Origin of the sequence: Uruburuella suis, from assembly GCF_022870845.1 — a bacterium.
Lineage (GTDB): Bacteria > Pseudomonadota > Gammaproteobacteria > Burkholderiales > Neisseriaceae > Neisseria > Neisseria suis.
In genome coordinates, this window is sequence record NZ_CP091507.1 from 795,173 (window position 1) to 810,283 (window position 15,111).

Annotated in this window: 14 protein-coding genes and 1 other RNA gene; 6 read left to right on the forward strand and 9 right to left on the reverse strand. The window is 55.6% G+C overall.

From position 1 onward, the window contains the following. Positions 1-206: 206 nt before the first annotated feature. On the reverse strand, positions 207-4,034 hold the full coding sequence (locus LVJ78_RS03470) for a DUF3683 domain-containing protein (RefSeq protein WP_132953996.1): 3,828 nt from the start codon (positions 4,032-4,034) through the stop codon (positions 207-209). 449 nt (positions 4,035-4,483) lie between these two features. On the opposite strand from LVJ78_RS03470, the gene ffs reads away from it, so the two are divergent. Next, positions 4,484-4,580: signal recognition particle sRNA small type (ffs, locus tag LVJ78_RS03475), an RNA gene on the forward strand. Positions 4,581-4,873: 293 nt separating this feature from the next. On the opposite strand, the gene rfbD is transcribed toward ffs, so the two are convergent. Continuing rightward, positions 4,874-5,746, reverse strand: a complete 873-nt coding sequence (gene rfbD / locus LVJ78_RS03480; RefSeq protein WP_132953995.1) for a dTDP-4-dehydrorhamnose reductase — start codon at positions 5,744-5,746, stop codon at positions 4,874-4,876. Between the two features lie 347 nt (positions 5,747-6,093). On the opposite strand from rfbD, the gene LVJ78_RS03485 reads away from it, so the two are divergent. The 4 genes from LVJ78_RS03485 (at position 6,094) to LVJ78_RS03500 (ending at position 8,549) form a co-directional block, all read left to right on the forward strand. Further along, positions 6,094-6,684 carry a LemA family protein gene (locus LVJ78_RS03485; protein WP_132953994.1) on the forward strand — a complete coding sequence of 197 codons (591 nt, stop codon included), beginning with the start codon at positions 6,094-6,096 and terminating at the stop codon, positions 6,682-6,684. A gap of 66 nt (positions 6,685-6,750) precedes the next feature. Then, entirely contained in the window at positions 6,751-7,074 is a 324-nt protein-coding gene (locus tag LVJ78_RS03490; RefSeq protein ID WP_425316041.1) for a YnfA family protein, read from the forward strand. A 75-nt stretch (positions 7,075-7,149) separates the two neighbouring features. Beyond that, the gene (locus LVJ78_RS03495) at positions 7,150-8,037 is read left to right on the forward strand and encodes a TPM domain-containing protein (protein WP_132953993.1); all 888 of its coding nucleotides are present in this window, start codon (positions 7,150-7,152) and stop codon (positions 8,035-8,037) included. After that, positions 8,037-8,549, forward strand: coding sequence for a TPM domain-containing protein (locus LVJ78_RS03500; RefSeq protein WP_132953992.1), 513 nt, complete (start codon positions 8,037-8,039; stop codon positions 8,547-8,549). The genes LVJ78_RS03495 and LVJ78_RS03500 overlap by 1 nt, the downstream gene beginning before the upstream one ends. Positions 8,550-8,627: 78 nt before the next feature. On the opposite strand, the gene LVJ78_RS03505 is transcribed toward LVJ78_RS03500, so the two are convergent. Together LVJ78_RS03505 and LVJ78_RS03510 are read right to left on the reverse strand one after the other, a co-directional pair. Continuing rightward, a complete protein-coding gene (locus LVJ78_RS03505; protein ID WP_132953991.1) occupies positions 8,628-9,581 on the reverse strand; it encodes a nucleoside hydrolase in 954 nt (317 codons plus the stop codon). A gap of 9 nt (positions 9,582-9,590) precedes the next feature. Continuing rightward, a complete protein-coding gene (locus LVJ78_RS03510) occupies positions 9,591-9,737 on the reverse strand; it encodes a hypothetical protein (protein WP_165870918.1) in 147 nt (48 codons plus the stop codon). 104 nt (positions 9,738-9,841) lie between these two features. Here LVJ78_RS03510 and LVJ78_RS03515 point away from each other — a divergent pair, with 104 nt between their 5' ends. Continuing rightward, entirely contained in the window at positions 9,842-10,798 is a 957-nt protein-coding gene (locus LVJ78_RS03515) for a tRNA dihydrouridine synthase (protein WP_132953990.1), read from the forward strand. 210 nt (positions 10,799-11,008) lie between these two features. On the opposite strand, the gene csm6 is transcribed toward LVJ78_RS03515, so the two are convergent. From csm6 to cas1, 5 genes are all read right to left on the reverse strand, one after another. After that, a complete protein-coding gene (csm6, locus tag LVJ78_RS03520; RefSeq protein ID WP_132953989.1) occupies positions 11,009-12,148 on the reverse strand; it encodes a CRISPR-associated ring nuclease Csm6 in 1,140 nt (379 codons plus the stop codon). 11 nt (positions 12,149-12,159) lie between these two features. Next, the gene (locus LVJ78_RS03525) at positions 12,160-13,302 is read right to left on the reverse strand and encodes a Card1-like endonuclease domain-containing protein (RefSeq protein ID WP_132953988.1); all 1,143 of its coding nucleotides are present in this window, start codon (positions 13,300-13,302) and stop codon (positions 12,160-12,162) included. 31 nt (positions 13,303-13,333) lie between these two features. Then, the gene (gene csx16, locus LVJ78_RS03530; protein WP_132953987.1) at positions 13,334-13,627 is read right to left on the reverse strand and encodes a CRISPR-associated protein Csx16; all 294 of its coding nucleotides are present in this window, start codon (positions 13,625-13,627) and stop codon (positions 13,334-13,336) included. Positions 13,628-13,846: 219 nt separating this feature from the next. Continuing rightward, on the reverse strand, positions 13,847-14,116 hold the full coding sequence (locus LVJ78_RS03535; RefSeq protein WP_132953986.1) for a CRISPR-associated endonuclease Cas2: 270 nt from the start codon (positions 14,114-14,116) through the stop codon (positions 13,847-13,849). After that, a complete protein-coding gene (gene cas1 / locus LVJ78_RS03540) occupies positions 14,094-15,101 on the reverse strand; it encodes a CRISPR-associated endonuclease Cas1 (RefSeq protein ID WP_132953985.1) in 1,008 nt (335 codons plus the stop codon). The genes LVJ78_RS03535 and cas1 overlap by 23 nt, the downstream gene beginning before the upstream one ends. Between the last annotated feature and the right edge of the window lie 10 nt (positions 15,102-15,111).

Below are 15,111 nucleotides of genomic sequence, written 5' to 3' on the forward strand. Positions count from 1 at the left end.
CATCAGCATGGGAGTATCCTTTGTTTGAATTTGAAATAATACCAATCCAAAAAAATAACCTAACTTCGTTGTCTCGCCTTGCCGTACTAGTTGTACTGTCTGCGGCTCGCCGCCTTGTTAGCTTACTTTTTTGAATTGGTATAAGAAGAAATTTAATCGAGAGGCCGTCTGAATAATATTTCAGACGGCCTTTTTGTATCAGCTGGTTAGAGCAACACTTTTTCAATGCCGCCTTCTGTGGCTTTTTTCACAAAATCGTTTTGCCATTGCTCGCCGAGAATGTGCTTGGCCATTTCCACCACGATGTAGTCGGCGGGCATGGCGTTGTCGTCGCTGTAGCGGCTCAGGCCTTGCAGGCAGGCGGGGCAGGAGGTGAGCATTTTCACGGGCTCGCCCGGCGGCAGTGCGGCTTTGTTTTTCTCGATTTCTTCCTGCTTGCGGAATTTTACCTGCGTGGCGATGTCGGGGCGCTTCACGGCAAACATGCCGCTCTCGCCGCAGCAGCGGTCGCTCAGCAACACTTCCTGCCCCATCAATTGGCCGGTGAGTGCGGTGGGGTTGGTGGTTTTGATGGGCGAGTGGCAAGGGTCGTGGTAAAGGTATTGCTGGCCGGTTACGCCATCGAGCTTGATGCCTTTTTCGAGCAGAAATTCGTGGATGTCTATCATGCGGCAGCCGGGGAAAATTTCTTCAAAGCGGTATTTTTCCAGCTGGTCGTAGCAGGTGCCGCAGCTCACCACCACGGTTTTGATGTCGAGGTAGTTGAGCGTGTTGGCCACGCGGTGGAAGAGCACGCGGTTTTCGGTGGTCATCTCTTCGGCTTTGGCTGCATTGCCGCCGGCGTCTTGCGGGTAGCCGCAGCAAAGATAGCCCGGCGGCAGCACGGTTTGCACACCGGCGTGCCACAGCATGGCCTGGGTGGCCAAGCCCACTTGGCTGAACAGGCGCTCGGAGCCGCAGCCGGGGAAGTAAAACACCGCTTCGCTGTCTTCCGGCAGCGCGGGGTTGCGGATGATCGGCACGGTTTTGTTGTCTTCCACGCCGAGCAAGGCGCGGGCGGTTTTAATCGGCACGTTGCGCGGCAGCGGGCGGTTGATGAAATGTACCACTTGCTCTTTGATCGGCGCGGCGCCCACGGTGGTTTTGGGGGCGGCTTTCTGCTTTTTGGTGCCCAAACGGAATTTTTTGCCCATTTGGTAGCCCCAGTTTTGCAGCCTGAAGCCGGCATCGATCACGCCTTTGTGCAGCAGGTTAATGGTGCGCGGATCTTTGGCATTCAGAAAAGCCATGCCGGCGGCCACGGCGGGGTTGAATTTGCGCTTGCCGCTTTTGCCCAGATAATTGCGGATGGCCACGGTAACGTCGCCGAAATCGATATTCACAGGGCAGGGCTTCACGCAGCGGTGGCACACGGTGCAATGGTCGCCCACATCGTTGAGCTCGTCGAAATGGCGCAGCGACACGCCGCGGCGGGTTTGCTCTTCGTATAAAAAGGCTTCGGTGAGCAGGCCCACGCCGAGAATTTTGTTGCGCGGGCTGTAGAGCAGGTTGGCGCGCGGCACATGGGTGGAGCACACGGGCTTGCACTTGCCGCAGCGCAGACAGTCTTTTATCGATTCGGCGATGGTGCCCAAATCGGATTGCTCCATAATCAGCGATTCCACGCCCAAAAGCTCGAACGAGGGCGTGTAGGCGCGGCGCAAATCGGCGCCTTTCATCAGCTTGCCGCGGTTGAAGCGGCCTTGCGGGTCGATGCGCGTTTTGTAATCCCAAAAAGGCTGCATTTCTTCATCGGTGAGGTATTCGAGCTTGGTGATGCCGATGCCGTGTTCGCCCGAAATCACGCCGTTTAAGCGGCGGGCGATGGCCATAATGCGATCCACCGCTTTGTGGGCGGTTTGCAGCATTTCATAATCATCGGAATTCACGGGAATATTGGTGTGCACATTGCCGTCGCCCGCGTGCATATGCAGCGCCACAAACACGCGCCCGCGCACCACGCGGCTGTGGATTTTGGCCAGCGCTTCGGTGATTTTGGTGTCGGCCTTGCCGCTGAAAATCTCGGATAAAGGCTTCATGATGTCGGATTTTACCGACACGCGCAGGCGGAAATCGCGAAAGGCGGTAAAGCAGCTTTCTTCATCGCGGGCTTCGGGTGCGGCGTGCACGGCGCTGCCGTAGCGCGCTTTATAGTCGGCCAGCGGCGCATCGAGGTTGTCGAGCAGCCATTGCCAGCGCGCCTGCACCTGCGCCACATGGGCCAATGCGTGGTTGGCGCGCTCGCCCAGCAATTCGCTGCTGGGCAGATCGGTGCCCATCTGATCCACCGGCAGGCTGCCTTGCAGATAGGGCAGGAGCGCATCGCACAGGGCGAGCTTGTTTTTAATCGACAATTCGATGTTGATGCGCTCAATGCCGTCTGAATATTCGCCCAGGCGTTCGAGCGGAATCACCACGTCTTCGTTGATTTTAAAGGCGTTGGTGTGTTTGGCGATGGCGGCGGTGCGGCTGCGGTCGAGCCAGAAGGTTTTGCGTGCCTCGGGCGACACGGCGATAAAGCCTTCGCCGTCGCGCGCGTTGGCGAGCTTCACAATGTGTGAGGCGGCTTCGGCCACGGCGTTTTCATCGTCTGACACCACATCGGCAATCAGCACCATTTTCGGGCGGCCTTTGCCGGCGGCTTTGGTGGCATAGCCCACCGCGCGCACATAGCGCCAATCGAGATGCTCGAGGCCGGCCAGCGCTACGGCTTCGTGGCCGAGCAGGTAATCACGGATTTCCACAATCGAGGGCGTGGCGTTGGCCACGGTGCCGAAAAATTCCAGGCACACGGTGCGCGTGTGTTTGGGCATGGTGTGCAGCACAAAAGCGCAGCTGGTGATGATGCCGTCGGTGCCTTCTTTCTGCACACCGGGCAGGCCGGCGAGAAATTTGTCGGTGACGTCTTTGCCGAGGCCGACTTTGCGGAATTTGCTGCCCTCAATTTCCAGCCGCTCGGTTTTCACCACTTTGAGGCCGTCTGAAGCGAGCGTGTGCACATCAAACACGGCGGTTTCTTCATCGTGGATTTTGCCGAAATTGTGGCGCACGCGCTCGATTTTGAGCCATTCGCCTGCGGGGTTGACCATTTTCCACCACGCCAGATTATCGAGCGCCGTGCCCCACAACACCGCTTTTTTGCCGCCTGCGTTCATCGCCACATTGCCGCCCACGCAGGAAGCATCGGCCGAAGTGGGATCCACCGCAAACACAAGCTTGGCGGCATTGGCGGTTTCTTCCACGCGCCGCGTGACCACGCCCGCGCCGCAATGAATCACCGGCCGGCGGCCTTCGAGACCGGGCAGCTCGACATATTCCACGCCATTGTGTTTATCGAGCTTTTCGGTGTTGATCACCGCGCTCATGGCATCGAGCGGCACCGCGCCGCCGGTGTAGCCGGTGCCGCCGCCGCGCGGGATGATGGTGAGCTCCAAATCAATCAGCGCGCGCACCAAGGGCGCCACTTCGGCTTCGGTGTCGGGGTTGACCACCACAAAGGGATATTCCACGCGCCAGTCGGTGGCGTCGGTGACATGCGACACGCGCGCCAAGCCGTCAAACATAATATTGTGTTTTTTGGTGATTTTGCTCAGGCGTTTGAGAATTTGCTCACGGCGGGTTTTGGTTTCGTCAAAGCTGCCGTCGAAGCGCGCCACCGCCGCTTCGGCCGCCTGCACCAGCGCGGCCACTTGTTCGTTGTCGTCGCGCCGTTTGTGGATTTCGCCCAAGCGGTGGCGCATTTCTTTCACCAGCGCTTCGCGGCGGGCGGGGTGGTCGAGCAAATCGTCAACCAGATAGGGGTTGCGCACCACCGCCCAAATATCGCCCAATACTTCAAACAACATGCGCGCCGAGCGGCCGGTTACGCGCTGGCTGCGCAGCGTTTGCAGTGTGTTCCACGCATCATCGCCGAGCAGGCGGATGACGATTTCGCGGTCGGAATATGAGGTGTAGTTATAAGGGATTTCGCGGATGCGCTGGGCGGTGTTGCTCATTGTGTTGTGTCCGTTCCGTATTATTTTCGTGTGTGCTCATACCAATCCAAAAAAATAACCTAACTTCGTTGGCTCGCCTTGCCGTACGTGTGTACTGTCGCAGGCTTCCACCTTGTTAGCTTACTTTTTTGAATGGGTATCAAACATGTGTGCCCGCTATTTTAAAGGATTTTATGCGGCGGCGCTTGGCAGATGTTTGCTTTTTTTTTCAGACGGCCTCAAGAAAAAGCAGGCCGTCTGAAAGCCAAAGGGAAAGTTTGAATGTAATGTCATTTCAAAGACTTTTCAATGGAAAAATATGGCGGACAGCATGCATGCGGCTCATATTGGCGGCGAGAAATTGTTGACAAGTGCAGCGCCGGTGCGGCTTTTTTCAGACGGCTGTTTACGATTGGGCGGATTTCGGGCTTGTGCGCAAGGCAATAGGGCGGCTATAATAGCTTTTTTACGGCGGGTCTCCCTGCATGGTAAGTTGGGACAACGGGTCAGGGGCGGAAGCCAGCAGCCCACTCTGATGCGCCAGTGCCAGGGGTTTGGCTCGCCACCTCATTGAAAACGCCGCAGCTTTTGCCTGCGGCGTTTGGCTTTTGGTGTGGGGAAATCAGGCCGTCTGAAACCATTCAAACAGCCAAGAAAGCCGTAGGTCGGATACTTGTATCCGACATTTACTGCCGCCCTGAAAACCTTGTTCTGCGAACAAGCGTCGGATTCGAGAATCCGACCTGCGCACTTCGCCGGAATGAAGCATGGGAAACGTTTTAAAAAATCGTTGTTTGCCAGATAAATAAAGGCCGTCTGAAACTTTTCAGACGGCCTGTATTGATTTATGCACAGTATGTTTATGCTTGAGTATTCAATTTGCGCACCACGCTGCCGAGTGCTTTTTGCCAGTCGGAAGGAGCGGCACCCAGCTCTTGGCAGGCTTTGTGGCAATCGAGCACGCTATAAACGGGGCGCGGGGCGGGCGTGGGGTAGCCGCTGGTGTCGATGGGGTGCAGGTGCGGGGTTTTGAAGGTGGGGTTGAGGGTGGCGGCGGTGTGGAACACGGCTTCGGCAAAGCCGTGCCAGCTGGTTGAGGTGTTGCCGCAATAATGGAAAATGCCGCGCGGGAAGGTGGCTTTTTCCAGCATATTAATCAGCAGCTGCGCCAAATCACCGGCATAAGTGGGGCAGCCGGTTTGGTCTTGCACCACATAAAGCTCGTCGCGCTCGGCGGCGGCTTCGAGCATGGTTTTCACGAAATTGCGACCGTATTCGCTGAATATCCAGGCGCTGCGCACAATCGCGCTGTCGGGGTTGGCGGCCAGCGCCAGCAATTCGCCGGCGAGCTTGGATTGGCCGTAGGCGCTTTGGGGTGCGGGCGGGGCGGTTTCGGTGTAGGGCACTTTGCTGCTGCCGTCAAACACATAATCGGTGGATATGTGGATGAATTTGGCATGCACGGCGCGGGCGGCGGCGGCCAGGCTTGCCACGGCGGCGGCGTTGACGGCAAAGGCTTTGGCGCGCTGGCTTTCGGCCAAATCAACGGCGGTGTAGGCGGCGGCGTTGACAATGGCGTCGGGTTGGAAATTTTTGACCATATTGAGCACGGCTTCGGCATCGGTGATGTCGAGGGTGGCTGAATCGGCGGCAATCAGCTCCCATTCTTCGGGCAGGCGGTCTTTAAAGCAGCGGCCGAGCTGGCCTTTCGAGCCGGTCAGTAAAATTCTCATCGGGTGGATTCCTCCTGGGTTTGCCTTGGGGTTTGACGGAAAGCGGGCGGGTTGCCGAATGTCTTATCGAAAAGTCTTATTATGAAACAGGCCGTCTGAAAATGGTAGTGAAATGTAGCCGCGCGTTTGTTTGATAGATGCGTGTTGGGCGGCCGGTTTGCGCGGCGGCGGCTTTGGGTTATACTCAAGCGGTTGTTTTCAGACGGCCTGATGCCCATTGAAAAAAGTAAGCTTGCAAGGCGGCGAGCCTATGCAGCAGGGCTGTTTTGAGGTGGGTGTGATTTGCCCTCTGCCGTGCGTGGTGCGTGTGCATTTTCGCTTGTTCCTGATTTTACGGAGTAAATCCTATGTTGAAAAAATGGCTGGCCGTGATGGCCGTGTTTACCTCATTGTTTGCATTGAGCGGCTGCGGCTACAACACCATGCAGTCGCAAGACGAGGCGGCCAATGCGGCCTGGTCGGAAGTGCTCAACCAATATCAGCGCCGCGCCGATTTGATTCCGAATCTGGTCAACACGGTAAAAGGCTATGCCACGCACGAGCAGGAAGTGTTTACGCAGGTAACGGAAGCGCGCAGCAAAGTGGGCAGCATTCAGATGACGGCCGATGATGCGGCCGACCCGGAAAAACTCAAGCAATATCAGCAGGCGCAGGGCGAATTGAGCAGCGCGCTCTCACGGCTTTTGGTGGTGTCGGAAAATTATCCGCAGCTTAAGGCCGACCAGAATTTCCGCGATTTGCAGGCGCAGCTTGAGGGCACGGAAAACCGCATTTCGCTGGCACGCAACAACTACATCAAGGCTGTGCAAACGTATAACACCACCTTGCGCCAGTTTCCGCAAAACCTCACCGCCAAGCTTTTCGGCATGAAGGCACGCGCCAATTTCAGCGTGGAAAACGAAGCGGCGGTGTCGGATGCGCCTAAAGTAAGCTTTTAAACGGCTTGCGCCCGAATGGTTCAGACGGCCTGCTTGTGCATGATAGGCCGTCTGAAATATATGATGATGCTGAAAACTTTTTTACTCTTTGCCGCCACGGCGCTGGCTGAAATTGTGGGCTGCTGGCTGCCTTATGTGTGGTTGCGCCAGCAAGGCTCACCTTGGCTGCTGCTGCCGGCGGCGGCGAGCCTAGCGCTGTTTGCCTGGCTGCTCACGCTGCACCCGACCGCCAGCGGCCGCGTGTATGCCGCTTACGGCGGCGTGTATATCAGCATGGCGCTGCTGTGGCTGTGGGCGGTGGACGGCATTAAGCCGCAAACCACCGACTGGATAGGCGCAGCGCTGTGTTTGAGCGGCATGGCGGTGATTATGCTGGGCGCGCGCTCATAATTGTTCAGACGGCCTTTTTTCAGACGGCCTTTTCAGATGGATGCCGTCTGAAAACTTGAAATCAAAAGGATATTCATGTTATCTGCCTTTCAACGCCTAAGCGCGTTTGCCTTGATGCTGCTGGCCGCGGCGTGGCTGTGGGCGGCCGATTTGGCCGCGATTCCGCCGCTCACCGCGCCGGTGCTCGACAGCGCGCAGATGATGCAGCCCGAAGCGCGCGCCGAGCTCAATGCGCATTTGATGCAATACAGCCGCGAAAAAGGCAGCCAGATTATCGTGCTCACCGTGCCCTCGATTGCACCGGAAACGCCGTTTGACTATGCCGCCCGCGCGATGCAGCAATATGAGCCGGGGCGCAAAGAGGTGAGCGACGGGGTGTTGCTGCTGCTGGTGCGCGATGAGCGCAAAACCCATTTGGCGGTGGGGCGCGGCTTGGAAGGCGCGATTCCTGATGTGTATGCCAAGCGCATTCTTGATGATGTGTTGCGCCCTTATCTGCAAAAAGGCCAAACCGATGCCGGCATTTATGCGGCGGTGAGCCAAATTGAAAAATTGATTGCCGGCGAAGCCTTGCCCGCGCCCGCCGCCCAAACCCGCAGCGAAGGCTCGGGCGATGGCTGGATGATGCTGCTGATTGTGCCTTTTTTTGTGGGCGGCTTTCTGAAAGCGATTTTCGGGCGCACGCTCGGCAGCCTGCTCACCGGCGGCGCGGTGTTCGGCGTGGCGGTGGCGGTGTTGGGCTGGGGCGTGGTGGCGGCTGTGTTGGTGGCGCTGCTGGGCAGCGTGGTGAGCTTTGTGCTGGGCAGCGGCGCGTTTATTTCCGGCGGCGGGCTGGGCGGCGGCGGTTTTGGCGGCACGCGCGGCGGTGGCGGCTGGAGCGGCGGCGGTGGGTTTGGCGGCGGTGGCGGTTTCAGTGGTGGCGGTGGCGGCTTCGGCGGCGGCGGCGCATCGGGAGGGTGGTAATGCAGGAGCAAAATAAATTCAAACGTTTGTGGCAGCATTGGCTGCACCCGCGCGCACGCGTGGAGCGTTATTTTCCCGGTGCTGATTTGGCGCGCATCAGCCGAAAAATCGGCTTGTCGGAGCAAAACCACACCGGCCAGATCCGTTTTGTGATTGAATCGCGCTACAGCAGCGAGGCTGTGCTCAAAGGCTTGGACACGCGCACCCGCGCTTGGCAATGGTTTGGCGAATTGGGCGTGTGGGACACCGAACACAACAGCGGCGTGCTGGTGTATGTGTCGTTTGCCGATCACGCGGTGGAAATCGTGGCCGACCGGGGCATTTCTGCCAAAGTGGCCGAGGAAGAGTGGCAGCATGTGTGCCAAACCATGCTGGCGGATTTCCGGCGCGAGGCGTTTGTGAGCGGCTTGGTGGCGGGCTTGCAAGAGGTGACGCAGATTCTGAGCACCCATTTCCCGCGCGCACAAGCGGCGGATTTCGATGAATTGCCCAATGAGGTGGTGTTGCGCTGAGCGTGCGGTTTGTGTGGAATATTGTGTGAAAGGCCGTCTGAAAAAAGTTTCAGACGGCCTTTGTTTTTGCGCGATGGTTTAAGGCAGATGGCTGATGGATTCGGCCATTTCGTGGAACATTTTATTAGCGTTGACATCGGTTACCCAATGCGCATTGGCCGGTTTGCCGGTGGTGCCCCACCAATCGACCACGCAGGCGCCCATGGTGAGCTCGCTCTGGGTTTCCACCGCCACATGGCAATCGCGGCCGCTGAAAAATTCGGGAAACACGGCATAGGCGATGGCGCAGGGGTCGTGCAGGGGGCCGCCTTCGAGGCCGAATTTTTGCGTGTCGAAGCGCTCGTAGCTTTGCAAAATGCCGGCCAAACGGCTGCCGTTGGCGTTGGGCTGTTGGCGCAGCACATCCATGCGCGGGGTGGTGATGGTGGCTTTGTGGGTGACATCGAGCGGCAAAATGGTGATGGGCACGCCGCTTTGCAGTACCACTTGGGCGGCATGCGGGTCGACATAAAAATTGAATTCGGCCGCGGGGGTGATGTTGCCGGCTTCGAAATAATTGCCGCCCATCAGCACGATGTTTTTAATCGCGCGGCCGATATCGGGCGCGAGGCTGAGCGCTTGGGCGATGTTGGTTAAGGGGCCGATGGGGCAGATGGTGATGCTCGCATCATCGGCTTTGCGCAAGGTGTCGATCAGATAGGGCACGGCGTGCACCGGCTGCAAGGGGCAGGCAGGCTCATGCAATTCCACGCCGTCGAGCCCGGTTTTGCCGTGCACTTCTTCGGCGGTTACCAAGCTGCGCAGCAAGGGCTTGCCGGCACCGGCATACACGGGAAAATCTTTTTCGCCGGCCCAGTCGCAAATGATGCGTGCATTGGTGGCGGTGTGGTGCAGGCTCACGTTGCCGGCCACTACGGTGAGCGCCATAAAATCAATCAGGCCGCGTTTGGCTAAGCCGTGTGCCATCAAAATGGCGGCGGCATCATCTTGGCCGGGGTCGGTGTCGATAATCAGGCGGATTTTTTCAGACATATTGATTTCCTAAGGCTGGGGTGGTTCGGTGCGGCAATTATTGTGTTGATAAACGCCGCCTTGGTCGAGGCAGGCATCTTGTGCCAAAAAACGCTCGGTATACATGCCGGCAGCAAAAGCGGCCATCAACATCAGGGCAAACAGCACGGTTTTCATGGCCGGCCATGCGGGGGTTGAAAATGAAAGTGTAACCCAGCCGATACAACGGTACAATACGGCTTTTATGTTTAAGCTGCCGTTTCAGACGGCCTACCGTTTCTATGCAATTGATTTTGGCGCCCATGCAGGGCTTGGTGGATGACGTGATGCGCGATTTGCTTACGCGCATCGGCGGGTTTGACGAATGTGTGAGCGAATTTGTGCGCATCACACACACCGTGCATTCGCGCCCGACCTGGCTGAAATATGTGCCGGAAATCGCGCAGGGCAACCGCACTTTTGCCGGTGTGCCGTGCACGGTGCAACTTTTGGGCAGCGATGCGGAAAACATGGCGGCCAATGCGCTCGAAGCGGTGCGCTTCGGTGCCGACAAAATCGATTTGAATTTCGGCTGCCCCGCGCCCACGGTAAACAAGCATCAGGGCGGGGCGGTGCTGCTCAAAGAGCCGCAGCGCATTTACCATATTGTGAAAACCCTGCGCACGGCGCTGCCCGAACACATCGCGCTCAGCGCCAAAATGCGCCTGGGTTTTGAAGATAAATCGCTGGCGCTGGAAAATGCGCTGGCCATTGCCGAGGGCGGCGCTTCGGCGCTGGCGGTGCATGCGCGCACCAAAGTGGAGGGCTACGAGCCGCCGGCGCACTGGATTTGGGTGCGCAAAATCCGCGATGCGGTGGCGATACCGGTGATTGCCAACGGCGATGTGTTTACCCTGCAAGATTATCTGGCCATCCGGCAAGAGAGCGGCTGCGAGCGCATTATGCTCGGGCGCGGCGCGGTGATGCGCCCCGATTTGGCGCGCCAAATCCGCCAATATACGCAAGGCGGCGCGGTGGAAGAGGCAGATTTTGCCGAAATTATGGGCTGGATACGGCTTTTTTTCGATTTGTGTTTGGCCAAAGAAGCCAACAATAAATATCCGGTGGCGCGGCTGAAGCAATGGCTGGGCATGATGAAGCGCGTGTATCCGCAGGCGCAGGAAGTGTTTGACGGCATACGCACCCTGAAAGAAGCCGATGAAGTGAAGCGCGCGCTGGCGCAGTTTGCATTTGATTAAGCTTGGTTGAATTGGCAAAGATGAGGCCGTCTGAAACGTTTCAGACGGCCTTTGGCTTGGCAGGATGAGACCTTTACAAAACCGGATACCCGTCGCACCCGCGAAGGCGGGTTTGTTCATGTGTTGTCCCCTGTTGGAACAAGTTTAGTGGATTGACACAGATTTTTAAACATTCCCGATTTTTAAATACTCCCGGTTTGGTTTATACGGCTAGCTTTTTTTCAAACCCACTATCTGGATGTTTTCTTTCGGCGTAGCCAATTGATATTGTTTCTGGCTATTGCCACCCCGGCTTTCAATCTCATAATATCGGGCATAATCGTTCAAATGCGATTCCAATTTCTTTTTGATGCGTGATTTACTCTCATGAAAAATCCGCTCCATTTTTGGCTTTTCGTCGAGAAATAATTCTTTGTCAAATTCTTTTCTTGCCTTGTTGATATCCTCTTGTATCTGCTTACTGTGGCTCTGCCAACCTGGTTTAAACCCACAGTAATTTTTCCAGTATCGTTCCAGTAATTGCTTATCTCCAACCGCGCAAGCCAAGCCTTCCTGTTTAAACTCGGCCATAGTTTTGTAGAGGCTGAAGTGTTGTACATCCAGCTTAATCGGTTTTGAGCCACTACAAATAATACTCATGCTTGAACAATCAACCACCAAGCTGAAATCACTCAGGCTTTGCTGCGTGAGCGCCACTGCCCGTGAAAAATTCCAATTGTCGGCCAAAGCCAATTTAGGCATACCCTCGCGCATTCGTACAAACGGAATATCGGCCAACATTACCTGCGCCTTTGCCGCATCACGCATACCAAAGCGTTCCGTATTCAGCGGTGTGCTATGTTTGGGCGGGTAGAAAAATTCACGGTTTTGCTCGAAGGCCTCCTCCACCAATACGTGTGAGAGCCTGTCTTGCCGCCGCCCGAACAGCGACAACGCATAGCCGATATAAAACCCCATCGACTTGCGGCCACCGGCAATCGACACGTGCAATTCGGTTTGCTCATCGGCACACAGATCATAAATAAAACGTACAATCTGATCGGCCGCCAGATTGTTTTCCCCCGGCGAACGGATATCCGCCAACGGCTCACCTGTTTCCCCCTGAATCACGTGAATACAATCCGTATCGAAACGGATAGCAGGCAAAGCATATTCCGCACACAGGCGCCTGAAAAAGCCGTTCTCACCCAGCAGAGAACCGATAATATTTTCCGCCCCCGTCTGCGTGGTCAGCACATGGATTTCTTCAGGCAGCCATTGGTGTTGCGTGTGCAGCGCATAAAGCGTTTCGGTTACGATTTGCGGCGACATTCCCGTAACCGCAACAAGGATTTTTTGTTTAATATCCATTAAAGTCTGCTCTATTTTTTCAGCCAAGCTTCCAAATTGTTCTTCAGATTCACTATATTCCTAGATTCATAACAGGGGATTTGATTGTCCTTTGCACGCTTTTTGGTTGGTTCGTCCAAATCACGATAAGACACCAACGCCACTTTGGTTTTCAAACCGCCCAATTCCTGCTCTTGAAAAGCCTGCAAACGGTAAATCACATTGTTTCCCTCTCCCTTATTGAAAGGACTTGTATAATTTACCGTTTTACACTCAATAATATGTAAATTATTATTCATCAAAACAATAACATCCAGCTCGTTGTCCGCTTTTCCATCTTGTTTTTGTTTTGAAGCGGTCGCCCCCAGCTTGATGATTTCGCCGCCCAAGGCATAGTCCTGCAATCCCTTGATGTCCTTAACAGCCGATAAAACGTGCTCTTCCAGCCAGCCACCATGGACATATTTCAAAGCCGCCTTATCAGTAAAGGTAATCTGCTGCAAATCATATTGCAGCAATCCTTCACGCTCAAATTTATCCAAAACCGTTTTAATCCGCTCCTTATCACCTTTTTCCGGAAAATCTGCCGTTAACTTTTTATCCGATATCACACCGTTGATAGCCGAAATCGCCGAACCGAAGTCGCCTTGAACCAACTCTCTAGTCAAATGCGGCTTATTCATCGGCAATTGCTGCAACGGCTTGCCCACTAACTCATAACCATGCGCCAACAAAATATCTTTAATTTTCAATTTCGGCTCTAAAACAAACTTTTGCCCCGCCTGATCCAAATAGACCAACTCATTGCTGCGCTCCACAAAATAAGCACAGACTGAATCATTGGCGGAAAACACGCTATAAGCACTGATGGCCATCAACTTGGTGCCGCCGGTAATATTCATCAAAATATTCTGACTTGTATAATTTTCAAACAATTTCAAATCAAGCATTTGATTTTCCAAAGCTTCTTTATCATAAGAATCAGCAATTGAAACTTTCGATACATGAATATGATATGTTTTTAACACCGTTTCCAGCCAGCCGGCGCGCTCATTCATTTCATGGCTGACCAACAAAATCACCTCTTTCGGTTTCGGGTCGGAAACCAATATCGGAATCAAATTAGGCAACGGCTGCTTAGACACCAAACACACATGCACATCAAAATTTCTCATGATTTTCTTCCTTTATTCTCTTTCAGGCGGCCTACAACGCCCGCACCTCAAAACATTGCAAGCCGCAGCCCATCTGCTGCATTTCCTCGGCAGAATATTCCAAACCACGCCCATCGGCCGTTTGCGGCAGCGTTAAAAAATAAAACATCGCACCGCGTGCACATACCTCTGCCGCCAAATGCAGCGGCAGCGTGCCCAGCACCACATCGCCCACCGCAATATCGGCCGGATTAAAATGGCGCACAAACACATCCACCTGCCATTGCGGCTGCTGTTTAATCCACGCAACTGCGCCTTCATGGCGCGACACAAAATAAACCGTCATATTATTACCCAATTCTCTGCTGAAAAGCCTTGATACTCTGAAAAATAGTTTTCAGGTACCGCACCGCCCCAAAGCCTGTTGCTACCGGCTACCCGCGTTTGCGCTTAATAGCGCATACTGCGACCAATAACGACCTTGATAATCTCCCTTTGATGCGAACTGACAAAATACATTATCCCCAACAAAACACCGGCGTGAAAGTTGCACAACTTTGTTTGCTCATTGCCCATGCAGCCACACACCATCCGGCAGCCCCGCCTTTCCCAAAGCCTTGCACAAACCGCCCTTAGGCAGCGGATACACCCGTAAATCATCCTTCTGCCAATGCAGCAGCGGCAACAAGGCCGCCATACACACCTCAAAATCCGCCTGCGTTCCGCGCAGCAGAAACACACTCTCCTGAAAAGGCAGCGCATGGCCGCACAGCAAACGGTATATCCGCTGCAAACGCGCCGGTTTTACCACATCATACGCAATCAGCCAACGCATCTTCCCGCTCCAATATCATCAGTTCAGACGGCACAAATCCCTCCGTTTCACCCGCAGCTGCGCCCAAAGCCGAGAGCAAATCCATGCAGGCACGATACATCAAAGGCCGCCAGCCTTTTGCCGCTGTTTCAAACGCCCCATAAAAGCGCAATCTACCCGCCTTGCCCATTTGACACCCCTCGCCGCGCATCGAAAAATCCTCCGGCCGCAGCACGCCATCGGCCAATAAAGCCAGCGCCCATTCATCATAAATAGGCCGCATCGGCTCCAGCAAATCCGACGCCAGCGATTCCCGCCCGTGCGCCACCCCGTGATAAAAGCCCACAAACGGATCCAGCCCCGCCAGATAAATCTGCCGCACCAGCTCGAAATGCAGCATCGTATAACCCAGCGACAGCACCACATTCACCGCATCACGCGGCGGCCTGCGGTTGCGCCCCGAAAAGCCCCACGAATCCGGCAATATCTTGCCCCAACCACCGAAATAATGCGCCGCCGCTGCCCCCTCCAAGCCACGCAAGGCCGCCAAATCCGCAGCCCGGCCGATTTGCGCCGCCACATTGGCCAACACCTGCTCCTCAGCCGCCAATCGCGCTTGGCGCACCGCATCACGCGCCGCCAACCGCGCCAACAAAGCCGCCTGAGCACTGATTTTCGCCGCTACCCAGCCACGCGCAGCCTGCAAACAGAAATCCTCATCCGCCGACAAGCGCAACTGCACCACCCGCCGCCGCGCATCCACCCGCAAGCTCGGCATCAGCAGCACCGGCGCACGTTTGCGCCCGCTCAACACCAACACCCCCACACCCTGCTCACCCAATTTGCCCAACACCGAAGCCGAAAGCTGCAAATCACCCCGGATACACACCCGCTCCAGCACCTTAAGCGGCACCGTGCCCGCCCGTTTTTCCCCATCATAAAATGCCAGTGCCGCCCCATCCACTCGCAGCGACAAGCCCTTGCGGTCGATAAATAAAGTTGCCATCTCTTCCCCC